Raw genomic sequence first — 23186 nt, forward strand, 5'->3', positions numbered from 1 at the left:
CATCGCGCCAATGTGCGCCCGCCGGCCCGGACAGAGACACCGGAACGACAGGTCCGGAACGAACAGTGGGAGTAGACGCGTGAGCCAGCCTGGCCCCGAAGCCGTTCAACGCCGCGGCCGGCTGAAGCCGCTCGGCGCCCTCCTTCCCTTCGTCGGGCGCTACAAGGGCCGCGTCGCCGCCGCCCTGGCGGCGCTGGTGGTGGCGACGCTGGCGACGCTGGCGGTGCCGATCGCCGTGCGCCGCATGATCGACCACGGCTTCGCGTCGGAGAATGCCGGCTTCATCGACCAGTATTTCTCGATGATGCTGGTGGTGGTGGGCGTGCTCGCCGCGGCCTCCGCCGTCCGCTACTACCTCGTCACCACGCTCGGCGAGCGCATCGTCGCCGACCTGCGCGCCGAGCTGTTCGGCCATCTGATGGCGCTCGATGCCGCCTTCTACGACACCGCCAAGACCGGCGAGCTGACCTCGCGGCTCACCGCCGACACCACCCAGATGAAATCGGCGGTCTCCACCGCCGCCTCGATCGCGCTGCGCAACGTCATGATGTTCATCGGCGCGGTGGCGATGATGGTGGTGACGAGCCCGGCTCTGTCCGCCCTCGTGCTGGTGGCGATCCCGGTGATCGTGCTGCCGCTGGTGGCGTTCGGCCGCTCGGTGCGCAAGAAGTCGCGCCTCGCCCAGGACACGCTGGCCGATGCCTCCGCCTTCGCCGCCGAGTCGATCACCGCGGTGCGCACGCTGCAGGCCTTCACCGGCGAGGACAAGGCGCGGAGCACCTTCGACACCGCGGTGGAGGCGGCGTTTCGCGCCGCGCGCGGCGCCACCCGCGCCCGCGCCGCCCTCACCTTCATCGGCATCTTCCTGGTGTTCGCCTCCATCGTCGCGGTGCTGTGGTCGGGCGCCCAGGAGGTGCTGACCGGCCGCATGACGCCGGGCACGCTCGGCCAGTTCGTGCTGTTCGCGGTGTTCGCCGCCTCCGCGCTCGGCCAGCTGTCCGAGGTGTGGGGCGAGGTGGCGCAGGCGGCCGGCGCCGCCGAGCGCATCACCGAGCTTCTGTCGATCAAGCCCGCCATCCGCCAGCCCGAGCGCCCGGTGGCGCTGCCCAAGCCGGCGCTCGGCGTGGTGGCGTTCGACGCTGTGCGCTTCGCCTATCCCACCCGCGCCGACGCGCCGGTGCTCGACGGCATCTCCTTCACCGTGCGGCCGGGCGAACGGGTGGCGCTGGTCGGCCCCTCCGGCGCCGGCAAGAGCACGGTGTTCCACCTGCTGCTGCGCGCCTACGATCCCTTGAGCGGCACGGTGAAGCTCGACGGCGTCGCCCTCACCGACGCCGACCCCAGGGACGTGCGCCGCCACATCGCGCTGGTGCCGCAGGACGTCGACATCTTCGCCGCCACCGTGGCCGAGAACATCCGCATCGGCCGGCCCGACGCCAGCGACGACGAGGTGCGCCGCGCCGCCGACCTCGCCGCCGCCGACGAGTTCGTCGCCAAGCTGCCGAAGGGCTACGACACGCTGATCGGCGAGCGCGGCATCACGCTGTCGGGCGGCCAGCGCCAGCGCATCGCCATCGCCCGCGCCATCCTCAAGGACGCGCGCGTGCTGCTGCTGGACGAGGCCACCTCCTCGCTCGACGCCGAGAGCGAGACCCTGGTGCAGACCGCGCTGGGGCGGCTGATGGAGGGCCGCACCACGCTGGTGATCGCCCACCGGCTCGCCACCACGCTGTCGGCCGACCGGATTCTGGTCATGGACGGCGGCCGCATCGTCGAGGAGGGCCGCCACGGCGAGTTGGTGGGCCGCGGCGGCCTCTATGCCCGCCTCGCCAAGCTGCAGTTCAACGCCGCGGCCGAGTGAGCGGCGCCACGCCGGACGGGGCGGCTCAAGCTGTGATACGGTTTCCCGGCGATCGCTCGACACCCTCTCCCACACGGGGAGAGGGAAGGGGCGGCTCCCGGCCGGCGACCTTTCCGGCCTGATCGGCCGGAAACCGTATCAACTCGGCGGACTCAACTCGGCGGACTCAAATCGGTGGACTTGGCATGACCGGCTTCTTCGAACGGCTCGCCCGCGGCCTGGAGGCGGCGCAAGGCACGATGGGCTCCGAGGAGCTCGCCCGCACCAACGGCTTCGCCCTCACCCACTCCTCGAGCTGCCCGGTGGCGGTGGTTCGCCGCCGGCGGGCCAATGGCGAGGTCGTCGTCGACATCGCCATCTCCGAGCGCACCGTGACCATGACGCCAGACGAGTTCGCCCGCTTCGCCGCGGAGCTTTCGGCCTTCCGCGACGTGGTGCAGGGCGCGGCGATCGCCGCCGGTCGCGGCGGGGCGAAGGGCTGATGGCCCACTGGCTCTACAAGTCCGAGCCGTTCAAATGGTCCTGGCAGGATCAGGTCGCGGCCGGCGCGAAGGGCACCGCCTGGGACGGCGTGCGCAACCACGCCGCGAAGCTCAATCTGCTGAACATGCAGGTGGGCGATCGCGGCTTCTTCTACCACTCCAACGAGGGCAAGGAGATCGTCGGCATCGTCGAGGTCATCCGTGCCGCCTATCCGGACCCGACCGCCGAGCCCGGCTCGCCCTGGGTGGTGGTGGATCTGAAGGCGGTCGAGCCGCTGCCGCATCCGGTGCCGCTCGCCGCGATCAAGGCCACCCCGGCGCTCGCCGGCATGGCGCTGCTGAAATATTCGCGCCTCTCGGTGCAGCCGGTGACCGACGCCGAATGGGCGCTGATCTGCCGGATGGGCGGGCTTGCGGGGTGATCACCCCGGCATCTCCACCCGCTCATAAAGGTCGCCGAGGCGAAGGCTGATGCCGGCGGCCCCGAGCGCGATCACCGCGTCAGGATCGTTGAGGTCTTCGTCGATCCATTCTCCGTCCGCGCTGCGGTGGTAGTGCTTGGCGCTGACCGCGTCGGGGTCGATCAGCACGATGTGGCGCAGCGCCGGGTGGCGGCGGTATTCCTCCAGCTTGGTGAAGCGGTCGATCTTGCGGGTGGAGGGCGACAGCACCTCGAACACCGCCACCGGATGGCGCGCCTCGTAGGAGGTGCGCTCCGGCGCGGCGCAGTCGATGGTGGCGTCCGGCCGGCGGGCGGAGGAAATCTTCGTGCGCAGCGCGGTGTCGGCGCTCGCCACCCGGCAGGGTTTTCCACGCAGCAGCGCCCACAACAGGCCGAGCAGGTTGGTGGTGATCACGTCGTGCACGTTCGACGCCCCGGTCATTGCCCTGAGCGGCACCGGCCGGCCGTCGACCAGCTCGTAGCGTTCGTCCTGGTCGAGCTGCCAGACCAGGAACTCGTCGACCGTCATCTCGCGCGGCAGCGGATCGCCCATCGCCATCTCGCACCAAACCTTGCGCATCATGATATGCCGGCCGGCATGACCTTGCCAGAAATCACCTCGCCAGCACCGATGCCGCCCGCGACCGACCCCACCGCCTTCGTCCGCGCCAACAGCCGCCTGATGCCGGTGGCGCTGGTGCCGGAAATCCGCCTCCACCTCGCCGACGCGGTGGTGCCGCTGTGGCAGGCGACCGAGGCCGAGCTCGACCGCATGATGCTGCCGCCGCCATTCTGGGCGTTCGCCTGGGCCGGCGGGCAGGCGCTGGCGCGCTACGTGCTCGACCATCCCGACAGCGTCGCCGGCCGGCGTGTGCTGGATCTCGCCTCCGGCTCCGGCCTCGTCGCCATCGCCGCGGCCAAGGCCGGCGCGACGGTCACCGCCGCCGAGATCGACGGCTTCGCGGCGGCGGCCATCGCCCTCAATGCCGCGGCCAACGGCGTCGGGATCGCGGTCGAGACCGCCGATCTTCTGGACGCGCCGGAGGTCGCGGCGTTCGAGGTCGTGCTGGTGGGCGACGCCTTCTACGAGCGCGACCTCGCCGCGCGGGCGCTGGCCTTTCTCGACCGGCAGGCGGCGTCGGGCGCCCGGGTGTTGATCGGCGATCCCGGCCGCTGCTATCTGCCGCAGGCACGGCTCGCGCGCCTCGCGCACTATGAGGTGCCGGTGACGCGCGATATCGAGGATCGCGAGATCAAGCCGACGGCGGTCTACGCGCTCGGGGCTTGAACCGGCAACGGCGGCGGGACGCAGAATGTCGGTTCCGCCACCGCCCGGAGCCGTCGCGAGACCGCGTACGGGAGCGCGAACGGAACCGCGACCAAAGTGCGAGGTCCTACCGCTTGTCGCAGTTGCGCCGATCGGTGAAATATGCGCCTGAAACTAGTCGAGCACGCGGTCTGAGCCGCGGCCCTTGTCCTGGGGAGACACATGTCCGAGAAGGTTTACGACGTCACAGCCGAGTGGTCGTCCCGCGCCTATATCGACGACGCCAAGTATCTGGAGATGTACGCGGCCTCGCTGAAGGATCCTGTCGCCTTCTGGGGCGAGCAAGGCAAGCGCATCCACTGGTTTACGCCCTACACCAAGGTGAAGAATACCTCGTTCGACCCGCACAACGTGTCGATCAAGTGGTATGAGGACGGCGTGACCAACGTCTCCTACAACTGTCTCGACCGTCATCTTGCGACGCGCGGCGATCAGGTGGCGATCATCTGGGAAGGCGACAATCCCAACGAAGACCGCAAGATCACCTATCGCGAGCTCTATGAGGAGGTCTGCCGCTTCGCCAACGTGCTGAAGGCGCGCGGCGTCAAGAAGGGCGATCGCGTCACCATCTATCTGCCGATGATTCCCGAGGCGGCCTACGCCATGCTGGCCTGCGCCCGCATCGGCGCCGTCCATTCGGTGGTGTTCGGCGGCTTCTCGCCCGACAGCCTCGCCGGCCGCATCGAGGATGCCGGCTCGACCGTCGTCGTCACCGCCGACGAGGGCCTGCGCGGCGGCCGCAAGGTGCCGCTGAAGCTCAATGCCGACGCCGCCGCCGACCGCGCCGGCGGGGTGGAGAGCATGATCGTGGTGCGCCGCACCGGCGGCTCGGTGCCGATGCGCTCCGGCCGCGACGTCTATTATGACGAGGTCGCCAAGAACATGCCGGCCGAGTGCGCGCCGGCCGAGATGAACGCCGAGGATCCGCTGTTCATCCTCTACACCTCCGGCTCGACCGGCAAGCCGAAGGGCGTGCTGCACACCACCGGCGGCTATCTCGTCTATGCCGCGATGACCCACCAGTATGTGTTCGACTATCACGACGGCGACATCTACTGGTGCACCGCCGACGTGGGCTGGGTCACCGGCCACAGCTACATCGTCTATGGCCCGCTCGCCAACGGCGCCACCACCCTGATGTTCGAGGGCGTGCCGAACTACCCGACCATCGGCCGGTTCTGGGAAGTGATCGACAAGCACAAGGTCAACATCTTCTACACCGCGCCGACCGCCATCCGCTCGCTGATGCAGGCGGGCGAGGAGCCGGTGAAGAAGACCTCGCGCGCCAGCTTGCGCCTGCTCGGCTCGGTCGGCGAGCCGATCAATCCGGAAGCCTGGGAGTGGTACCACCGCGTGGTCGGCGACGACCGCTGCCCGATCGTCGACACCTGGTGGCAGACCGAGACCGGCGGCATCCTCATCACCCCGCTGCCCGGCGCCACCAAGCTCAAGCCCGGCTCGGCGACCCGGCCGTTCTTCGGCGTGGTGCCGGAGGTGGTCGACGCCAACGGCCAGGTGCTGGACGGCGCCTGCGAAGGCAATCTGGTGCTCGCCGACTCCTGGCCCGGCCAGATGCGCACGGTCTATGGCGACCATGACCGCTTCGTGCAGACCTACTTCTCGACCTATGCCGGCAAGTATTTCACCGGCGACGGCTGCCGCCGCGACGCCGACGGCTTCTACTGGATCACCGGCCGCGTCGACGACGTCATCAACGTGTCCGGCCACCGCATGGGCACCGCCGAGGTCGAATCGGCGCTGGTGGCGCACCCCAAGGTGTCGGAGGCCGCCGTCGTCGGCTATCCGCACGACATCAAGGGCCAGGGCATCTACGCCTATGTGACGCTGATGAGCGGCATCGAGCCGTCGGAGGAGCTGCGCAAGGAGCTGGTCAACTGGGTGAGGAAGGAGATCGGCCCGATCGCCTCGCCCGACCTGATCCAGTTCGCGCCCGGCCTGCCCAAGACCCGCTCGGGCAAGATCATGCGCCGCATCCTGCGCAAGATCGCCGAGGACGAGTTCGGCAATCTCGGCGACACCTCGACGCTGGCCGACCCCGGCGTGGTCGACGATCTGATCGGCAATCGCCAGAACCGCCGCGGCGCGGCGGCTTGAAACGGTTTCCGGGAGATCACTTCGTGATCCCGGAAACGGACTCGCCGAAAATCCTTATTCGAGAACGGGATTTTCGGCGATCGGAATACGGTTCTCCGGCCTTGCAGGCCGGAAACCGTATGGGATGAACGTCGTCCCGGGCAAGCAGCGCAGTTGCGCGAGCCAGGACTGTGATGGGCAATACGAAACAATCGCGGCGCGCCCCACGCGCCGCGATTTTCATTTTGAGTCGCATTTTATTCACCTTGTTTCCAAAAACAGGCGTCCCAACCCCTTGTTGGACCCCGCCTTTCCAAGCCCCGGAAATCGCTTGGCAAAGATTTCCGGCGACCCTTCCGCTGCCGGCCGGAGCCGGGGGTGGGAGAGTGCGTCATGGGTTTGGAGTCTTCGGGGCCGGCCGCCGCGCGCCTGGCCGCAGCGGCCGCCATCGTCGCAATCAGCGTCGTCGCAACGGGTCTCGGTGCCGGGCCGGCACAGGCCGCGCGCGAGGTGGTGGCGTTCAAGGCCGAGGCGTTGCCGGGCACTATCGTGGTGAAGACGTCCGAGCGCCGGCTCTATTACGTGGTCGGCGCCGGCCGGGCGATCCGCTATCCGGTGGCGGTGGGCATGGCCGGCCGGCAGTGGACCGGCGCCACCTATATCGACGGCAAGCACCTGCAGCCGGCCTGGTCGCCGCCGGCCGAGGTCAAGCGCCACAAGCCGTCGTTGCCCAATCTGATCGCCGGCGGCGCGCCCGGCAACCCGATGGGCGCGGCGGCGCTCACCCTGTCGGGCGGCGAATACGCCATCCACGGCACCTCGGCCTCGATGCGCCGCTCGATCGGCTCGGCCGCCTCGTTCGGCTGCATCCGCATGCTGAACGAGGACGTGCTCGACCTCTACAGTCAGGTCGGCGTCGGCACCCGGGTGGTGGTGGAGCGGTGAGGCGCCTTGACCTGATACGGTTTCCGGTTGATCCCTTCGGGATGCCGGAAACAGTCTCGCCGAAAAATCCTTGATCCGGAAAGGAATTTTCGGCGATCGGAATACGGCTCTCCGGCTTGATCAGCCGGAACCCGTATGACACTCGTCGCCCCGGACAAGCGGCGCCAGCCGCGCGATCCGGGGCTGTGACCAAGATAGGTACTTTTCTGCTGACGATCCCGGCTCGGCGCTGCGCGCCGTCCGGGATGACAGGATGGGATCGGCTATTTCGGCTTGTCGAGGGCGTAGCGCATCATCAGCGGATACTGCATGGCGCTGAACACCACGGTGAGCGGCAGGATGCCGAACACCTTGAACGCCACCCAGAAGTCGGTGGTCTGGGTGCGCCAGATCACCTCGTTGAGGACGGCCAGCACCAGCAGGAACAGCGCCCAGCGCACCGTGAGCTTCTTCCAGCCTTCCTCGGTGAGGTTGATCACGCCGTCGAACACCAGCGCCAGGAACGACTTGCGGAACACCAGCCCGACCAGCAGCAGCGAGCCGAACAGCGTGTTGAGGATGGTCGGCTTGAGCTTGATGAACAGGTCGTCCTGCAGCACGATGGTCAGGCCGCCGAACACGAGGACCACCGCCGCCGAGATCAGCGGCATGATGGCGAGCCGCCGGGCCAGGATCCAGCTCAGGCCAAGCGCCACGATCACCGCCACCATGAACACCGCCGTCGCCGTGAAGATGCCGTAGCGGGCATTGGCGAAGAAGAACAAGGCGAGCGGCCCCATTTCGAGCGCGATCTTGAGCGCCGGGTGGAGCGTGGCGCGTTCCGGCTGGATTTCGGCTGTCGTCATCTGTCAGGCCTCCAGACCCACCAGCGCACGGGCGAAGTCGCGCGCAGCGAACGGTTCGAGATCGTCGACGCCCTCGCCGACGCCGATGAAGTGAACGGGCAGGCCGAACTTGGCGGCCAGCGCCACGAGAATGCCGCCGCGGGCGGTGCCGTCGAGCTTGGTCATCACCAGTCCGGTGACCCCGGCGGTCTTCTGGAACGCCTCGACCTGCGAAATGGCATTCTGACCGACGGTGGCGTCCAACACCAGCAACACGGCGTGGGGCGCGCTGTCGTCCTGCTTCTTGAGCACCCGGATCACTTTTTCGAGTTCGGCCATCAGCGCCGCCTTATTCTGCAGGCGGCCGGCGGTATCGACCATCAGGATGTCTGCGCCCCCCTCGCGCGCCTTGACCAGCGCGTCGAAGGCGAGCCCGGCCGAATCCGCGCCCTGGGCGCCGGACACCACCTCGGCGCCGGTGCGCTGGCCCCACACCTTGAGCTGGTCGATCGCCGCGGCGCGGAAGGTGTCGCCGGCCGCCAGCACCACCTTGCGGCCCTCGGCGGAGAACTTGGCGGCGAGCTTGCCGATGGTGGTGGTCTTGCCCGAGCCGTTGACCCCGACCATCAGCAGCACGAACGGCTTCGCCTCGCTGTCGATGACCAGCGGCTTCGCCGCCGGCTCTAGCACCGCCTCGATCTCGGCGGCCAGCACCGTCTTCACCTCCTCGGGCGAGACGTCGCGCTCGTAGCGCTCCCGGCGCAGCGCCCCGGCGATGCGGGCCGCCGTGTCGAGGCCGAGGTCGGCCTGGATCAGCAGATCCTCCAGCTCCTCCAGCGTGCCGGCGTCGAGCTTGCGCTTGGTGAACAGGTCGCCGATGCCGCTCGACAGCGCCGACGCGGTGCGGGCGAGGCCGCCCTTCAGCCGCTGCCACCAGCTCAGCCGGCGCTTGGGAGCCGGCTTGGGTTCGGCCGGCGCGGGTTCCGGCGTCTTGGTCTCCGGCGCCTTGGCTTCGGCCGACTTGACCTCCGGCGTCTTGGGTTCCGCCGGTTCGGCCTCCAGCGGTTCGGCCTCCAGCGCGGCGGCCGGCGTCGCTTCGGTGGATTCGGGCTCGATGGGCTCCGGCTCCGTGGACTCGGGCGCAGCAGGTTCGGGCTCGGCCAAGGCGGCCTCCGGCGTCGGGGGCTCCGATGCGGCCGGCTCGAGCACGACCGGCGCGAGTGCGACCGGCTCGGCGTCAACGGGGGCGGCCGGCGCCGGTTCGGGCGCGACCGTGGCCGGCGCGGCCGGGACGGCCTCGACCGGTTCCAGTTCGCTCGGCGTCGGTTCGGACGGGGTCGGTTCGGGCTGCTTGGTTTCCGTCTCGACCGCCGCACGGCGACCGAACAGGCGTCCGAAGAAGCCGGGCTTGTCTTGAGTCATGTCTGCCTTCGCACGTTGACGGGGGCTCCGCACCTCGATAGCCCGAACCGGATGACGGGAGAAGAGTTGCAGGCGCGGCTGCTCTACCGCGACGGCATGATGCTGGTGCTCGACAAGCCGGCGGGCCTGCCCGTCCACGCCGGCCCCAAGGGCGGCCAGAGCCTGGAACAGCTGTTCGACGCGCTGCGTTTCGGCCTGCCGCGCGCGCCCGCGCTCGCCCACCGTCTCGACAAGGACACCTCCGGCTGCCTGGTGCTCGGCCGCCACCGCAAGGCGCTGGCCCGGCTCGGCGCGCTGTTCAAGGCCGGGCGGATCGCCAAGACCTACTGGGCGGTGGTCGAGGGCGGCCCCGAGGCGGACGAGGGGCTTATCGACCTGCCGCTCGCCACCAGGGAGCCCGGCCGCGGCTGGTGGATGAAGGTCGATGCCGCCGGCCTGCCGTCGCAGACCCGCTTCCGGGTGCGCGGCCGGTCGCCGTCAGGCTTGACGTGGCTGGAGCTGGAGCCGCTCACCGGCCGCACCCACCAGCTCCGCGTCCATTGCGCGGCGATGGGCTTCCCGATCCTCGGCGATGCGGTTTACGGCCGGGGAGCATTCTCCGCAAAAGTGGATACCGGTTTTGCGGCAGAGAATGCGACCAACGAAAGAACCAGAGCATTCTCCGCAAAAGTGGATACCGGTTTTGCGCAAGAGACTGCGACAAACCAAAAAACCTTCGGCCCACCGCTGCACCTCCACGCCCGCACCGTCTCGGTGCCGTTCAAGTCCGGCGAGGCGCCGATCAGCGTCACCGCGCCGGTGCCGCCCCACATGCGCGAGGCGCTCGCCGCCTGCGGCGCAGCGGTCTGATACGGTTTCCGGTTGATCCCTTCGGGATACCGGAAACGGTCTCGCCGAAAAATCCTTGAGTTGGAAGGGATTTTTCGGCGATCGGAATACGGCTCGAAGGCTTGATCAGCCGGAAACCGTATGATCTGCACGGCTTCCGAAACACACATTCGCAACGACGTCCGCCGGGACGGGAAGCCGAGCCGGTCACCTGGAAGCCGGCGTCAGCCTGGGGGGAATGTGTCTCTTGCCGAAACGAAAAAGCCTCCGGCCCATGGCCGGAGGCTTCTTGTTTCGAACGTCCCGGCGGCACGTGCCGCCCGCGGCCGCCGCTCAGCGGCGGGTATTGTCCTGCAGCAGGGCGACCTCGAACCGGGCGACCGGCAGCGGCTGGATCGCCGGGCCGGCGAAGCGGTCGGCGGTCAGGTCCGGGTCGGCCTTGCGGGTGAATTTGAGGTCGAGCGCGCCGCGGCTGCCGCGCAGCAGCGAGCCCGACGCCCTGGCATCCGGGTGGCGCATGTCGACGCGGACCGTGTCGAACCGGGCGGCGACGATCAGGCGGGGCAGGCCCGGCCCTTCGGTGCGCGGCGCCGTCAGGCGGGGCATGGGTTCACGCGCCGCCGAGCGCTGGGCGGGGGCCGCCGGGCGGCTCGCCGCCGGCTGGGCGGCCGGCGCGGCGGCAACCGCGCGCGGCAGGGCGATGTCGTCGGCGCCGGCATAGGCCAGCACCGGCATCCGGTCCTGAGCCTGCCGGTCCTGCGCCTGTTGCGCCGCGCCGATGCCGGCGGTGATCTCCGGCGGCAGGCCGCCGCGGGCGATGCTGGCCGTGGTCTCGGGGCTGGCCGGACGCGTGTCGGCCGAGGCCAGCGCGAAGCCGGCCGGCGCCGAGCCGGATCCCGGGCGCGGCCGCGGCAGCGGCGCGTCGGGCGCCGGCGTGCCGCGCGACGCGGCGGCCACCTGTGCGGCCGGGGCTTCGCGGCCGCTCGGGCCGGCGACCCAGCGCATCGAATCGCCGGCCGTCTCGGCTTGAGCCACGGTGACCGCGCCGGCGCGATCCGGCCGCACCGGCGGCAGCGGCACGCCCGGAGCCGGAACCGGCGCCTGCGCGACGGTGGTCGACGCCGGAGCGGCCTGCGGCTTGGCAGGAGTCTGGGCCTGAGTCTGGGTCTGTGTTTGGGCCTTGGCCGGCGCCGCGTCGGTCTCCTCGCGGTCGCCGCCGAGCCAGGCGAACAGGCTGCGGCGGGGGGCGGCGGCGGCCGACGCCTGGGCGGTGGCCCCGCCCCGCGAGCGGTAGATCAACCGCCCGTCATTGGTCATGTCGGCGTCTTCGTCGGACTCGCCGCGAGACGCCACCAGGGTGCGGCCGCGGACGGCGCCGCCGCGCCGCTCGAGATCGCGCATCGCGACCTCATAGCCGGACAGCGGCCGGCCATCGGCCGGCAGATGGACGGTCTTGCCGTCCGGGAACACGCGGGCGAGCTGCTCGCGGCTCATGCGCGGCCAGTGGCGAACGCTGGCGGTATCGAGATGGACGAAGGGCGAGCCGGAGGTCGGATAGAAGCCGACGCCGCCGCGCTGCAGGCGCAGGCCGGCCTCACGGACCGCCGACAGGCTGATGCCGGGAATGAACAGGTCGATCGCCTTGCCCACGGTGTGCTGGGAGAACTGGGCGACGCCGCGGCTGCGCGAGCGCAGCATGGAGTTGGTGGCCGGCGAACGATAGCCGGAGATGACCTCGACCGGAGCGCTGGCGCCGACGTCGCGATAAACTTCCCACACGATGTCGAACAAATGGGGGTCCATCTGCGTTGACTCGTTGCGGCGCCAGTCGCGCATGAACCAGTTGAGTTTTTTCAGCGCGTCTTCGTCGTAGCGGCCGTCACGCTTGAAGGTGATGGTCAGCGACTCGCTCGTATGCGTGTGGTGGAACGAGATCGTGCGCGTGTCGCCATTGGCGACCGCGTCCTGGGTGCCCCGGACGCCGCCGGCCACGAGAGTGGCTGCGAGGGCGGCGACGGTGAGGCTGTGCCGTGCGCGGCGGATGAAGTCGATGCGAAGGTCAAAGCGGGAGCTGTACCGTAAACTCACTGAGCCGGTCCCCGATGCGTAGACAGGATGTGAGGCGGGCGCGTCCCATTACCGCGTTCGCCAGGGTGAACATCGTCTTAATCGGGTCAGGTTAATGGCGACTTAGCACCCGTGCCCCGATGTGCTGGGGCTTGGGTAAGGGTTGAACGTGGCAAAAATCGGCCGCGCCAAGAATCGCGCCGGAATTCTGGTTAATATCAGTGGTTAAACGGAGGTGAAGGTAGCCGATCACCCGGCGGCCGGGCGGTGCTTACCGCTCGACCGGTAGGGCGGCGGATCAGCCGCCGCGCATCGGCCGGATGCCGAACAACTGCTCCAGAAACGTCGGCGGCGGACCGGCCGGGCGTACCACCGGCGGCGGCAGCGCCACCGGCCGCGCCGAGGGCGGCGGGGAGAAGCGGCGAACCTGACCTTCCAGCCCGAGCAGCGCCTTCACCTGGGCATTGTAGCTGTAGACGTCGTCGCGAACCACCAGCGCCCCGCTCTCGTCCACCATCGTGGTGAAATAGGCCACGTGGACCGGGAAGCGGTTGCGGAACTGGATGATGTTCTCCTCGCGGCCGAACATCGATTCGATGCGGGCCGGCGACCAGTGCTCGCCCGGCAGGCCGAGGGAGAACACCACCTCGCCGAACTTCAGCGGTTCGTTCACCCGAATGCAGCCATGGCTGAACGTGCGCACCTCGCGCGCGAACAGGTGGCGCGTCGGCGTGTCGTGCAGATAGACGTGGTGCCGGTTGGGGAACATGAACTTGATGCGGCCGAGCGCATTGCGCTCGCCCGGCGGCTGGCGGAACGAGATCGAGTTGGGATCGGCGCCATAGACCTCGTAGGGGTCGACCGGGCGGCCATTGACCAGCACCTCCAGGCCCTGGCGGGTGATCGCCTCGGGGTCGGAGGCGAGCAGCGGCAGCATCTCGTTCCTCACGATCGAGGGCGGCACGTTCCAGGCCGGGTTGATCACCACATATTCCATGTCGTCGGTGAACACCGGCGTCGGGGTCGAGGGCTTGCCGGTGATCACCCGCGTGCGGTGGATCATCTGGCCGTTGCGCCAGATGCGCACGGTGAACTCGGGAATGTTCACCATGATGTGGGTGGCGCCGAGATCGCGCGGCAGCCAGCGCCAGCGCTCCATATTGGCGATGATGTCGTTGACGGTGGCCTTGCCGCCGCCATTGAGCGCGGCCAGCGTCTGCGCCCCGACCACGCCATCGGCGTTGAGGTCGTGGTCCTCCTGGAACGCCTTCAGCGCCGCGACCAGTTCGGGGCCGTAGACGGTGTCGGCGTTGTCGCCGGCGACGCCGAGCCTCGCCCGCAGCGCGGGCACGCGCGGATCGCGCATTCCCGGCCGCAGCACCGGCCCGCTGGGAATGCGGGCGGTCTCCTCGGCGGCCGTGGCGCTGCGCATCTCGGCCAGGATCTTCTTCAGCGCCCGGTAGCCGTCATGCGGCGGATTGTAGGCGGCGAGCACCGCGCCGGGGTCGGCGGCCTGGGCCAGGGCGGAGATCACCTCCTCGGCCTTGGGGATGGTGCGGCGCGGGGTGACCAGCGGATGCACGCGCCCGGGGTCGAACCGGCCGGACATGGCGTGGCGGGCGTAGGTCACCGCGGCGTTCGAATATTTCAGGTCGGCGGCGGCCAGCGTCGCCGCCGTCGCATCCGGGCCGGGGTCGGCGGGCAGCGCATAGTCGGCTGGGTCGAGCCCCTCGGCCGCGGCGCCGGTCAGCACCCGGCCCGCCGAAGCGGCGCGCGCCTGCAGCTTGCCGTGTTCGATCCACACCGGCCGGAAGCCGCGCGCCTCATAGGCCTGCGCCAGCGTCTCGCGCAGCCGCCGGTCCTCGGCGCTGCCGCCGCGCTCGGTGAGGAGCGCCCGCAGCGCCGCGGTCACCGCCGCCTCCTCGATCACCGCCGTGGCGGCCGGCGGTGCGGCGGGAGGCGAAGCCTCCTTGGCGGTTTCCTTCACGGTTTCCTTGGCTGTCTCCCTGGCCGGGGCAACAGCCGGCGCGGCCGCAGGAGCCGCAGCCGGCGGCGCGTCCCGGGTCACATCCTTCGCCGTCTCCTTGGAGGGTGTGCCGGCGGGCGGGCCGATGTCGGCCAGGCCGGGCGGCGGCACATCGGCCGACTCGGGCACCGGCACCAGCGCGTCGATGGCGGGCGGTGCGGGCGCGGCGGTCTCGACCGTGGGCGCCGCAGCCGGTGCCTGGGGCGCCTCGGCCGCGGCCGGCCGCAGCTCGGGCTTCGTCTCGCCGGATTTCGTATCGTCAGGCTTCGTATCGTCAGGCTTGGGACCGTCGGAGGTGGCCGCGCCGGACCGGGTGTCGGCGCCGCTGCCGGACCGCAATTGCGAGTCGTCCTCGGGATCGTCCTCCGGATCGGGCTCGATCCCGACCGCCGGCTCGTCCGGATCGACCGGCACGGCCTCGGGGTCCGTTCCATCGAGCGCCGCGTCGGTACCGGGCATCGTCTGGGCGGGCGCAGCTTGGTTCGGCGCAGCTTGGGTCGGCGCAGCCTGGGTGGCCTCGGCTGCAGGCCCTTCGGTGGCGGCGGCCTCGTACGCCAGCAGCGCAGCCAGCGCCACGCCTGCCAGAAACCGGGCGGAACCCGCACCCATGGACCCTGCTCCCATCGATCAGCGCACCTCGATCCGATTCGTTCGGACCTGATCTGATTTGCCGGACGCCGGCAACTCACCACGCCGTCATCCGGGCTTTTTTCCGGACGTGTTACGCCGGCACCACGCCTGGGGCATCGGAGGCCGCGGCTTTGGCCCCGGCCGGATCGGTGCCGCCGGCCAAGGCGCCGGCGGCGAGAGCGTCGGCATCGAGGCCGAGCTCCTTCAGCCGCCGGTAGAGCGTCGAGCGGCCGATCTTCAGCCGGCGCGCCACCTCGGTCATCTGGCCGCGATAGCGGCGGACGGCGTGGCGGATGGCAGCAGCCTCGACCTCGGCAAGCTCGACGACATGGCCGTCCGCGCCGGTCAGCGGCAGGATGGAGCCGCCGGCCGCCGGCCGTCCGATCGAAAGCGGCGCGCCAGCCGCATGGCTGTCGGGTGCATCCAGCCCGCCGCAGACGAAGTCGGTCGGCGCCAGCGCCGGTGCGGCCTCGACGCGCGCGGCGATCTGCGGAAACTCGGCCGGCGTCAGCTCGTCGGTCTCGGCCAGCACCACGGCGCGGAACACCGCATTCTCAAGCTGGCGGACATTGCCCGGCCAGGGGTGCTCGGCCAGCAGCCGCAGCGCGTCGGCCGAGACGGTGCGGATGCGCTTGCCCTCCTCGGCGGCGAAGCGCACCGCGAAATGGCGCACGAGATCGGCAATGTCCTCGCGCCGTGCCCGGAGCGGCGGCAGCGCCAGCGGAAACACCGCCAGCCGGTAATAGAGGTCTTCGCGGAAGCGGCCGGCCTTCACCTCGGTGAGCAGGTCGCGGTTGGTGGCCGACATCACCCGCACGTCGACCTTCACCGTGCGCCGGCTGCCCACCGGATCGACCTCGCCGGTCTGCAGCACCCGCAACAGCTTCACCTGCGCGTCCGGCGACAGTTCGCCGATCTCGTCGAGGAACAGCGTGCCGCCGTTGGCCTCCACGAACTTGCCGGTGTGGCGGTCGAAGGCGCCGGTGAACGCCCCCTTCTCGTGCCCGAACAGGATCGACTCGACCAGGGTCTCCGGCATGGCGCCGCAATTGACGGCGACGAACGGCTTGGCGCGCCGGGTCCCCGAGCCATGGATGGCGCGGGCCACCAGCTCCTTGCCGGTGCCCGATTCGCCCTCGATCAGCACCGGAATGGCCGAGGCCGCCGCCTTGTTGGCGAGCTTGAGCACCGCCGCCATGCGCGTCGAGCGGCTCAGCACGTCGGAAAAGGTCAGCGTGCCCTCGCGCGCCCGCTTGAAGCGGCGGATCTCGTTCTGCAGCGCCCGGGTCGCCAGCGCGTTCCTGAGCGACACCGAAAGCCGCTCGATGCCGACCGGCTTGACCACGAAATCGACCGCGCCGGCCCGCATCGCCGAGACCACCGCGTCGATCGAGCCGTTGGCGGTCTGCACGATCACCGGCACCTCGCTGCCGCCGTCGCGCAGGCGGGTCAGCACCGCCATGCCGTCGAGATCGGGCATCACCAGATCGAGCAGCACCGCGTCGAACGCCGACCCGGCCAGCGCCTTGAGCGCCGCCTCGCCGCTGTCCGCCGCCACCGCGTCGAACCCCAGCCGGCGCACCATGGCGTCCAGCAGCCGCCGCTGCACCGGATCGTCGTCGACGACCAGAATCACGCCACCCATACCGTCCCCGACCCGATCTGTGCCAATTTGGGGCGACCGTGGCCGGGGAACGTTAACGCAGCGCTAACAAATTCGCGCAGGACAGGGTTTTTCGCCGCCTCTGCCTCGCAGAAACGCGCGAACATGCTGAATGAATTCCAAATTCTGCAAAGTTTTGCTCCCGCGCGCCGGCCTCGGCCGCGCGCCGGGCCGGCCATCGGCGAAACTCCGCTTGGCGGCCAGCCATTCTGCGATATCTCTGCAGGTCCGGGCCTGCCCCATCCGCGCCATGAACGGCGTGTCGGGTCGGGGCTTCCCTGCATCGGATCGAGCCGCTTCATGACCTCAGCCGCGACACATGCCGCCCCGTCCCATGCCGCCCCGTCCCGCTCCGCCGCGCCCGCCTCGGCGCTGCCCGAATGGGATCTGTCGGACCTCTATCCCGGCATGACGTCCCCGGAGGTGGCGGCCGATCTCAAGGAGGCCGAATCGGCCTGCGCCGCCTTCGCCGAGACTTGGCGCGGCAAGCTCGGCGAGATCGCCGCCGCCGCCGATGCCGGCCCCCGGCTTGCCGAGGCGGTGCGCCAGTACGAGGCGATCGAGGAGCTGCTCGGCCGGCTGATCTCCTATGCCGGCCTGGTCTATGCCGGCGACAATTCCGACCCCGCACGCGCGAAGTTCTATGGCGACGTCCAGGAGCGGGTGACCAACGCCTCGTCGCATCTGCTGTTCTTCGAGCTGGAGCTAAACCGGCTCGACGACGCGCTGGTCGATGCCGCGCTGGCCGACCCGGCGCTCCAGCGCTGGCGGCCGTGGTTCACCGACATCCGCAAGGAGCGGCCCTACCAGCTCGAGGACCGGCTGGAGCAGCTGTTCCTGGAGAAGTCGGTGTCCGGCCGCACCGCCTGGAACCGGCTGTTCAACGAGACGGTGTCGGCGCTGCGCTTCAAGGTCGAGGGGCGCGAGCTGACGCTGGAGCCGACCCTGAACCTGCTGCTGGAGCCGGTGGAGCCCGCCCGCAAGGCCGCCGCCGAGGCGCTGGCCACCACCTTCCGCGAGCACCTGCGCACCTTCACCCTGATCACCAACGTCCTGGCCAAGGACAAGGAGATCACCGACCGCTGGCGCGGCTTCAAGGACGTCGCCGACAGCCGCCACCTCGCCAACCGGGTCGAGCGCGAGGTGGTGGAGGCGCTGGTGTCGGCGGTGCGCGACGCCTATCCGCGGCTGTCGCACCGCTACTATGCGCTGAAGGCGCGCTGGTTCGGCAAGGATGCGCTCGACCATTGGGACCGCAACGCGCCGCTGCCAAAGGTCGAGCAGCGCACCTATGCGTGGTCCGAGGCGCGCTCAACCGTGCTCGACGCCTATCGCGGCTTCTCGCCCAAGCTCGCCGAGATCGCCCAGCGGTTCTTCGACCGGCGGTGGATCGACGCCCCGGTGCGGCCGGGCAAGGCGCCAGGCGCCTTCTCGCACCCCACCGTGCCCTCGGTGCACCCCTACGTGCTGATGAACTACCAGAACAAGCCGCGCGACGTGATGACGCTCGCCCACGAGCTCGGCCACGGCGTCCATCAGGTGCTGGCCGCGCCCAACGGCCCGCTGATGGCGCCGACCCCGCTGACGCTGGCGGAGACCGCCTCGGTGTTCGGCGAGATGCTGACCTTCAAGGCAATCCTCGCCGCCACCCCCGACCGCGCCCAGCGTAAGGCGCTGATCGCCTCGAAGGTCGAGGACATGCTCAACACCGTGGTGCGGCAGATCGCCTTCTACAGCTTCGAGCGCAAGGTGCACGAGGCGCGCAAGGAGGGCGAGCTGACGGCGGACGAGATCGGCCGGTTCTGGCTGGAAGTGCAGAGCGAGAGCCTCGGCCCGGCGATCCGTCTCGGCCCCGGCTACGAGACGTTCTGGACCTATATCGGCCACTTCATCCACGCGCCGTTCTACGTCTACGCCTATGCGTTCGGCGATTGCCTCGTGAACTCGCTCTATGCCGTCTATGAGCGGGCGCCGGAGGGCTTCGCCGGGCGCTATCTCGACCTGCTGGCGGCCGGCGGCACCAAACACCATTCCGAGCTGCTCGCTCCGTTCGGGCTCGACGCCCGCGAGCCGGCGTTCTGGCAGACCGGGCTGACGGTGATCGAGCGCATGATCGGCGAGCTGGAGGCGCTGGAAGGGTAAGGCACGACAGCGCGCTTCCGCTGTGATACATTTTGTACAACTGCGGAGGCGGAGATGAAGGTTGAGATCAAGAAGATCGGCAACTCGACGGGCGTGATCCTGCCTCGAGAGTTGCTCTCCCGACTGGACCTGCAGCGCGGGGATTGGCTGTCCGTTGCCGAAGGCCCCGGCAAGGTCATCCGGCTTTCTCCCTATGATCCCGATTTCGAGGAGACGGTCCAGATCGCCGATCAGGTGATGAACGAGTATCGCGACACCCTGAAAGTCCTTGCCAAATGAGCGAGGAGGGGGTCGCCGAGCCCAGATGGCTGACCGTCGAGCAGGTGACGGTGATCCACGGCATGCAATTGGCCAAATTCGGCGGCCCGGCAGGACTGCGTGATGCCGGCGCGCTCGAATCCGCGGTGGCGCGTCCTCAGAATAAGTTTGCCTATGGCGAGACGGATCTGGCCGCCCTCGCCGCCGCCTACGCTTTCGGCATCGCGCGCAACCATCCGTTTGTCGACGGCAACAAGCGGGCGGCCTTCATGGCGATGATGGTGTTCCTTCGCAAGAATGGCCTTCCCTTCGCCCCGGACCCCGCCGAGGCGGCGGCCGCCATCCTGGCGCTGGCCGCGGGCGAGGTCGGCGAGGCGGGGCTCGCCCGCTGGATCGGCGACCGGCTCGCGGCGCCGCGCGAGCCTGCACCCCCGCGTACACCGGTCGCAGGCGAGGGGTAGCGGCCAACCGTTGATTTGACGCGCAACCTGGAGGATTCTGGCGCCCCGCGGGAAGGTCCCGGGAGGGTTCCATGCCGTCCGACCGCCCGAATCCCTGGCCAGCCACGCCCTGGGACTTCGCCTTCGCCGCCGCGGCGGCGGCGAACGTGGCCGCCTGCGGCTTCGCCAGCCGGTGCGCGGCGATGATGCTGGGCGCCGACACTGCGCCGGCCGGCGAGACGCTGGCCTGGACCACCGCCAACCGGGTCCGCCTCGACCTGCCGACCGTATCCTTGCGCGACTTCTCGACCGGTGCGGCCGGCCGGCCGGTGCTGGTGGTGGCGCCGTTCGCGCTGCATACCGCGGTGATCGCCGACCTCGCCCCCGGCCACAGCCTGATGGAGCGCCTCGCCTGCGAGGGCGTGGCCCGGCTGATGCTGACCGAGTGGAAGTCGGCAACCCCGGCGATGAGCGACTTCACGCTCGACACCTATCTCGCCGACCTCAATGTCGTGGTCGACGAGTGCGGGCCGCCGGTCGATCTGATCGGCCTGTGCCAGGGCGGCAATCTGGCGCTGATCTATGCTGCCCGCTTTCCGGACAAGGTGCGGGCGGTGGTGCCGGTCGCCGCCCCCGTCGATACCGCGGTCGGCGAGAGCGCGCTGGCGGCGTGGGCCAAGGCGACGCCGCTCGCCACATTCGCCGAGATCGTCCGCCAGGGCGGCGGGCGCATGCGCGGCCGGTCGATGCGCAATGTCTGGCCGAGCATCGCCGGCGAGCTCGATGCCCATGCCCGCCGCGACCTCGAACTCGATCCCGGCGACGACCGGCCGCAGGCGCGCGCGGCGCTGGCGCGCTACGTGGCCTGGGACCGGGTGCTGGTCGACATGCCCGGTGGCTACTACCTCCAGATGGTGGACTGGCTGTTCCAGCGCAATCTGCTGGCCGCGGGCGGGGTGCCGGCGCTCGGGCGCATGGTGGGGCTGTCGCGCCTGCGCCATCCGCTGTTCCTGGTGGCGGGGCAGGACGACATCATCGCGCCCGCCGGGCAGGTGTTTGCGGCGGCGCGGCTGGCCGGCACAGCCGGGTCCGCCGCGGTCTGCCGGCTGTGGCAGGGCGGCCATCTCAGCCTGTTCCTGGGGGCGCGCAACCTCGCCACCGGCTGGCCGGAGGTGGCGCGCTGGCTTGCTGCGACAGATCTTGCCGCCACCGATCTTGCCGCGACCGATCTCGCGGCCGCCACCGGGCGCCGCCGCGCCGCCGGCACATCGCGAGCGCGCCCGCCGCGGCTTCGTGCGCCGCGCACCGTGCTCCGGGCGGAGTCCGAAGCGGCCGAGTAGCCGTGGAAATGCAGCCGTGGAAATCGCGCAGATCGCGCCTATATCGGCGGAACCGGGCCGTTCGCGGCGAGACCGGCGTTTGGCCGAGACCATGACCGACAGCGAACAGAACCGATTCTCCGCCCGCGCCACCCGCTATGCGCGGGTGGGCGTGAATGTCGGCGGCATGGCCGCCAGGATGGTGGGGTCGCGGCTGCTCGGCCGGTCCGACCGGCAGGTCAACGCCGAGGATCTCGCCGCCGTGCTGGGCGGGCTCAAGGGGCCGATCATGAAGGTCGCCCAGTTCATGTCGACCATTCCCGATCTGGTGCCGCCGGAATACGCCGCCGAGCTGCAGAAGCTGCAGAGCGAGGCGCCGCCGATGGGCTGGACCTTCGTCAGGCGGCGCATGGCGGCCGAGCTCGGCCCCGACTGGCAGGCGCGGTTCGGCAGCTTCGACCACCGGCCGGCGGCGGCAGCCTCGCTCGGCCAGGTGCACAGGGCGGCCGCGCTCGGCGGCGAGCCGCTGGCCTGCAAGCTGCAGTATCCGGACATGCAGTCGGCGGTGGAAGCCGACCTCGCCCAGCTCGACATCGCCTTCGCCATCCAGCGCCGGGTCGATCCGGCGATCGATACCCGCGAGATGGCCCGCGAACTGGGCGAACGGCTGCGCGAGGAGCTCGACTATCGCCGCGAGGCCCGCCACGTCCGGCTCTACCGCCACATGGCGGCCGGCCTCGGCGACGTGCGGGTGCCGGGGGTGTGGCCGGACCTGTCCACCGGGCGGCTGCTCACCCTCGACTGGCTCGACGGCCGGCGCCTGCTCGACTTCGTCGGACACGACCTGGAGACCCGCAACCGGCTGGCCATCGCCATGTACCGGGCGTGGTGGATGCCGTTCAGCCGGTTCGCCGTCATCCATGGCGACCCGCACCTCGGCAACTACACGGTGTTCGAAGAAGACGGGGTGCCGGGCGGCATCAACCTGCTCGACTATGGCTGCATCCGCATCTTCCCGCCGGCCTTCGTCGGCGGCGTGGTCGATCTCTATCGCGGCCTGCGGGACCGGGACGACGAGCGCACCGTCCATGCCTACGAGCAGTGGGGCTTCAAGGGCCTCAAGCGCGAGATCGTCGACGTGCTCAACATCTGGGCGCGCTTCATCTACGGCCCGGTGCTGGAGGACCGCGTGCGCACCATCGCCGACGGCGTCGCGCCGGGCGAGTACGGCCGCAAGGAGGCGTTCTCGGTGCACCGCGCTCTGCGCGAGCTCGGGCCGGTGACCGTGCCGCGCGAGTTCGTGTTCATGGATCGCGCGGCGATCGGGCTGGGCGGGGTGTTCCTGCGCCTGCGGGCGGAGGTCAATTTCCACCGGCTGTTCGAGGACGCCTTCGCCGGGTTCTCGGTGGAGAAGGTGGCGGCGAACCAGGCTGCGGCGCTGGCGGTGGCCGGCCTGCCGCCGCCGGTGCCGGGCGGATAAGACGGCGCCCGGCCGATCAGACCGGTGCGGTGCGCAGCCGAACCGGGCCGTGGACGGCCGGCACGGTGGGCGGCGATTCGGTCCGGCCCAGCCAGCGGCGGATGTCGCCCGCCGCATAGGGCTTCTGCAGGAAGGCGGTGCCGCGGAACATGCCCGGCAGATCGCGGCGCACCGCGCCGCTGATGAACATGAAGGGCCGCCCGGTCTGCACCATCGCCGCGGCGAGTTCGAAGGTCTTGCCGTCGCGGACGTCGATGTCGAGCAGGGCGGCATCGCAGCCGCCGAGCAGTTTTCGCGCGTCCGACACGGTATCGACCGGGCCGATCACCTCGTGCCCCGATGCGGCGACGATGGCGTCGAGGTCGCACGCAATCAGCGCATTATCTTCGACAATCAGAACTCGCAACATGGTCGGCTTCGACTTTCCTGTGCGGCCTCGCATTAGAAAAAGAGAACTCAACGTCGGAACAGCAAATTGGTTCCCCCGGGTGCGGCAAATATTTTTGAGATTGACGAAAGTATAAATCGCGGGCGCGCAAAAGGTTGCGAATACTGCCGCTATCGTGGTTTACCAATACCGCGATTCGAGGATTACTACAACATGTAAAGATTAACGAAGCGTGAACGTTTTCGGTGATATGCCTATCGATAAGGTTGAGATCCGGTCAACGGCGGCGCCAATACGCGCGCCGACGCAACCGCCGGCAGTGCGGAGCGGCAATTTTGCGCAACGGCGCCGTCGCGGTTTCGCTTGCGGCGCGCCGGTATTTGAGGGCATGTGAAGCCTCTCTGCCATACCGAGCCCGCGCCGGGAGAAGAAGTTTCAGGTGCGATCTTGGCCGAACCCTTGGCCGAGTTCGATGCGAGGCTGTATTGTCGAGATCGATTCAGGATGCAGCCATGCCTGACGCGAGGCGTTTGCGGGATATTCTTCGA

Annotated in this window: 19 protein-coding genes; 12 read left to right on the top strand and 7 right to left on the bottom strand. The window is 69.8% G+C overall.

Going from position 1 to position 23186, the window contains the following annotated elements:
* Positions 1-10 precede the first annotated feature (10 nt).
* The 3 genes from BLTE_RS16420 (at position 11) to BLTE_RS16430 (ending at position 2765) form a co-directional block, all read left to right on the top strand.
* Positions 11-1861, top strand: a complete 1851-nt coding sequence (locus BLTE_RS16420; RefSeq protein WP_126401698.1) for an ABC transporter transmembrane domain-containing protein — start codon at positions 11-13, stop codon at positions 1859-1861.
* A gap of 185 nt (positions 1862-2046) precedes the next feature.
* A complete protein-coding gene (locus BLTE_RS16425; protein ID WP_126401699.1) occupies positions 2047-2343 on the top strand; it encodes a hypothetical protein in 297 nt (98 codons plus the stop codon).
* Positions 2343-2765, top strand: coding sequence for an EVE domain-containing protein (locus BLTE_RS16430; protein ID WP_126401700.1), 423 nt, complete (start codon positions 2343-2345; stop codon positions 2763-2765). The genes BLTE_RS16425 and BLTE_RS16430 overlap by 1 nt, the downstream gene beginning before the upstream one ends.
* Here BLTE_RS16430 and BLTE_RS16435 read toward each other — a convergent pair whose 3' ends face one another.
* Positions 2766-3368: a Uma2 family endonuclease gene (locus tag BLTE_RS16435; RefSeq protein ID WP_126401701.1), complete on the bottom strand. Its 603-nt coding sequence runs from the start codon at positions 3366-3368 to the stop codon at positions 2766-2768.
* Positions 3369-3383: 15 nt separating this feature from the next.
* On the opposite strand from BLTE_RS16435, the gene BLTE_RS16440 reads away from it, so the two are divergent.
* From BLTE_RS16440 to BLTE_RS16450, 3 genes are all read left to right on the top strand, one after another.
* Positions 3384-4073, top strand: coding sequence for a class I SAM-dependent methyltransferase (locus tag BLTE_RS16440; RefSeq protein ID WP_244600030.1), 690 nt, complete (start codon positions 3384-3386; stop codon positions 4071-4073).
* A 201-nt stretch (positions 4074-4274) separates the two neighbouring features.
* Positions 4275-6227 carry an acetate--CoA ligase gene (gene acs, locus BLTE_RS16445; protein WP_126401702.1) on the top strand — a complete coding sequence of 651 codons (1953 nt, stop codon included), beginning with the start codon at positions 4275-4277 and terminating at the stop codon, positions 6225-6227.
* Positions 6228-6599: 372 nt separating this feature from the next.
* On the top strand, positions 6600-7151 hold the full coding sequence (locus BLTE_RS16450; RefSeq protein WP_126401703.1) for a L,D-transpeptidase: 552 nt from the start codon (positions 6600-6602) through the stop codon (positions 7149-7151).
* 263 nt (positions 7152-7414) lie between these two features.
* Here BLTE_RS16450 and BLTE_RS16455 read toward each other — a convergent pair whose 3' ends face one another.
* The gene (locus tag BLTE_RS16455) at positions 7415-7996 is read right to left on the bottom strand and encodes a septation protein A (protein ID WP_126401704.1); all 582 of its coding nucleotides are present in this window, start codon (positions 7994-7996) and stop codon (positions 7415-7417) included.
* Positions 7997-7999: 3 nt separating this feature from the next.
* Entirely contained in the window at positions 8000-9397 is a 1398-nt protein-coding gene (ftsY, locus tag BLTE_RS16460; protein ID WP_126401705.1) for a signal recognition particle-docking protein FtsY, read from the bottom strand.
* 51 nt (positions 9398-9448) lie between these two features.
* On the opposite strand from ftsY, the gene BLTE_RS16465 reads away from it, so the two are divergent.
* Positions 9449-10246 carry an RluA family pseudouridine synthase gene (locus tag BLTE_RS16465; protein ID WP_126401706.1) on the top strand — a complete coding sequence of 266 codons (798 nt, stop codon included), beginning with the start codon at positions 9449-9451 and terminating at the stop codon, positions 10244-10246.
* A 312-nt stretch (positions 10247-10558) separates the two neighbouring features.
* On the opposite strand, the gene mepK is transcribed toward BLTE_RS16465, so the two are convergent.
* The 3 genes from mepK to BLTE_RS16480 all read right to left on the bottom strand — a co-directional run bounded on the left by mepK (position 10559) and on the right by BLTE_RS16480 (position 16593).
* The gene (mepK, locus tag BLTE_RS16470) at positions 10559-12313 is read right to left on the bottom strand and encodes a peptidoglycan L,D-endopeptidase MepK (protein ID WP_126401707.1); all 1755 of its coding nucleotides are present in this window, start codon (positions 12311-12313) and stop codon (positions 10559-10561) included.
* A 277-nt stretch (positions 12314-12590) separates the two neighbouring features.
* On the bottom strand, positions 12591-14927 hold the full coding sequence (locus BLTE_RS16475) for a L,D-transpeptidase family protein (protein WP_160140651.1): 2337 nt from the start codon (positions 14925-14927) through the stop codon (positions 12591-12593).
* A 112-nt stretch (positions 14928-15039) separates the two neighbouring features.
* Positions 15040-16593, bottom strand: a complete 1554-nt coding sequence (locus BLTE_RS16480) for a sigma-54-dependent transcriptional regulator (RefSeq protein WP_126401709.1) — start codon at positions 16591-16593, stop codon at positions 15040-15042.
* 318 nt (positions 16594-16911) lie between these two features.
* Between BLTE_RS16480 and BLTE_RS16485 the strand changes: the two genes are divergently transcribed.
* The 5 genes from BLTE_RS16485 (at position 16912) to BLTE_RS16505 (ending at position 22250) form a co-directional block, all read left to right on the top strand.
* Entirely contained in the window at positions 16912-18753 is a 1842-nt protein-coding gene (locus BLTE_RS16485; RefSeq protein WP_126401710.1) for a M3 family oligoendopeptidase, read from the top strand.
* Between the two features lie 54 nt (positions 18754-18807).
* Entirely contained in the window at positions 18808-19032 is a 225-nt protein-coding gene (locus tag BLTE_RS16490) for an AbrB/MazE/SpoVT family DNA-binding domain-containing protein (RefSeq protein WP_126401711.1), read from the top strand.
* Positions 19029-19472: a type II toxin-antitoxin system death-on-curing family toxin gene (locus BLTE_RS16495; RefSeq protein WP_126401712.1), complete on the top strand. Its 444-nt coding sequence runs from the start codon at positions 19029-19031 to the stop codon at positions 19470-19472. The genes BLTE_RS16490 and BLTE_RS16495 overlap by 4 nt, the downstream gene beginning before the upstream one ends.
* A 71-nt stretch (positions 19473-19543) precedes the next feature.
* The gene (locus tag BLTE_RS16500) at positions 19544-20791 is read left to right on the top strand and encodes an alpha/beta fold hydrolase (RefSeq protein WP_244600031.1); all 1248 of its coding nucleotides are present in this window, start codon (positions 19544-19546) and stop codon (positions 20789-20791) included.
* 91 nt (positions 20792-20882) lie between these two features.
* Positions 20883-22250, top strand: coding sequence for an ABC1 kinase family protein (locus BLTE_RS16505; protein WP_126401713.1), 1368 nt, complete (start codon positions 20883-20885; stop codon positions 22248-22250).
* 16 nt (positions 22251-22266) lie between these two features.
* Here the strand turns inward: BLTE_RS16505 and BLTE_RS16510 are convergent, their stop codons facing one another.
* On the bottom strand, positions 22267-22659 hold the full coding sequence (locus tag BLTE_RS16510) for a response regulator (protein ID WP_126401714.1): 393 nt from the start codon (positions 22657-22659) through the stop codon (positions 22267-22269).
* Positions 22660-23186 lie beyond the last annotated feature (527 nt).

It is taken from the genome of Blastochloris tepida (assembly GCF_003966715.1).
GTDB lineage: Bacteria > Pseudomonadota > Alphaproteobacteria > Rhizobiales > Xanthobacteraceae > Blastochloris > Blastochloris tepida.

Bases quoted from the DNA above. Each gene is read 5' to 3' on its own strand.
- BLTE_RS16420 (WP_126401698.1), top strand. From the start codon at position 11: ATGTGCGCCCGCCGGCCCGGACAGAGACACCGGAACGACAGGTCCGGA.
- BLTE_RS16425 (WP_126401699.1), top strand. From the start codon at position 2,047: ATGACCGGCTTCTTCGAACGGCTCGCCCGCGGCCTGGAGGCGGCGCAA.
- BLTE_RS16430 (WP_126401700.1), top strand. From the start codon at position 2,343: ATGGCCCACTGGCTCTACAAGTCCGAGCCGTTCAAATGGTCCTGGCAG.
- BLTE_RS16435 (WP_126401701.1), bottom strand. From the start codon at position 3,368: ATGATGCGCAAGGTTTGGTGCGAGATGGCGATGGGCGATCCGCTGCCG.
- BLTE_RS16440 (WP_244600030.1), top strand. From the start codon at position 3,384: ATGACCTTGCCAGAAATCACCTCGCCAGCACCGATGCCGCCCGCGACC.
- acs (WP_126401702.1), top strand. From the start codon at position 4,275: ATGTCCGAGAAGGTTTACGACGTCACAGCCGAGTGGTCGTCCCGCGCC.
- BLTE_RS16450 (WP_126401703.1), top strand. From the start codon at position 6,600: ATGGGTTTGGAGTCTTCGGGGCCGGCCGCCGCGCGCCTGGCCGCAGCG.
- BLTE_RS16455 (WP_126401704.1), bottom strand. From the start codon at position 7,996: ATGACGACAGCCGAAATCCAGCCGGAACGCGCCACGCTCCACCCGGCG.
- ftsY (WP_126401705.1), bottom strand. From the start codon at position 9,397: ATGACTCAAGACAAGCCCGGCTTCTTCGGACGCCTGTTCGGTCGCCGT.
- BLTE_RS16465 (WP_126401706.1), top strand. From the start codon at position 9,449: ATGACGGGAGAAGAGTTGCAGGCGCGGCTGCTCTACCGCGACGGCATG.
- BLTE_RS16475 (WP_160140651.1), bottom strand. From the start codon at position 14,927: ATGGGTGCGGGTTCCGCCCGGTTTCTGGCAGGCGTGGCGCTGGCTGCG.
- BLTE_RS16480 (WP_126401709.1), bottom strand. From the start codon at position 16,593: ATGGGTGGCGTGATTCTGGTCGTCGACGACGATCCGGTGCAGCGGCGG.
- BLTE_RS16485 (WP_126401710.1), top strand. From the start codon at position 16,912: ATGACCTCAGCCGCGACACATGCCGCCCCGTCCCATGCCGCCCCGTCC.
- BLTE_RS16490 (WP_126401711.1), top strand. From the start codon at position 18,808: ATGAAGGTTGAGATCAAGAAGATCGGCAACTCGACGGGCGTGATCCTG.
- BLTE_RS16495 (WP_126401712.1), top strand. From the start codon at position 19,029: ATGAGCGAGGAGGGGGTCGCCGAGCCCAGATGGCTGACCGTCGAGCAG.
- BLTE_RS16500 (WP_244600031.1), top strand. From the start codon at position 19,544: ATGCCGTCCGACCGCCCGAATCCCTGGCCAGCCACGCCCTGGGACTTC.
- BLTE_RS16505 (WP_126401713.1), top strand. From the start codon at position 20,883: ATGACCGACAGCGAACAGAACCGATTCTCCGCCCGCGCCACCCGCTAT.
- BLTE_RS16510 (WP_126401714.1), bottom strand. From the start codon at position 22,659: ATGTTGCGAGTTCTGATTGTCGAAGATAATGCGCTGATTGCGTGCGAC.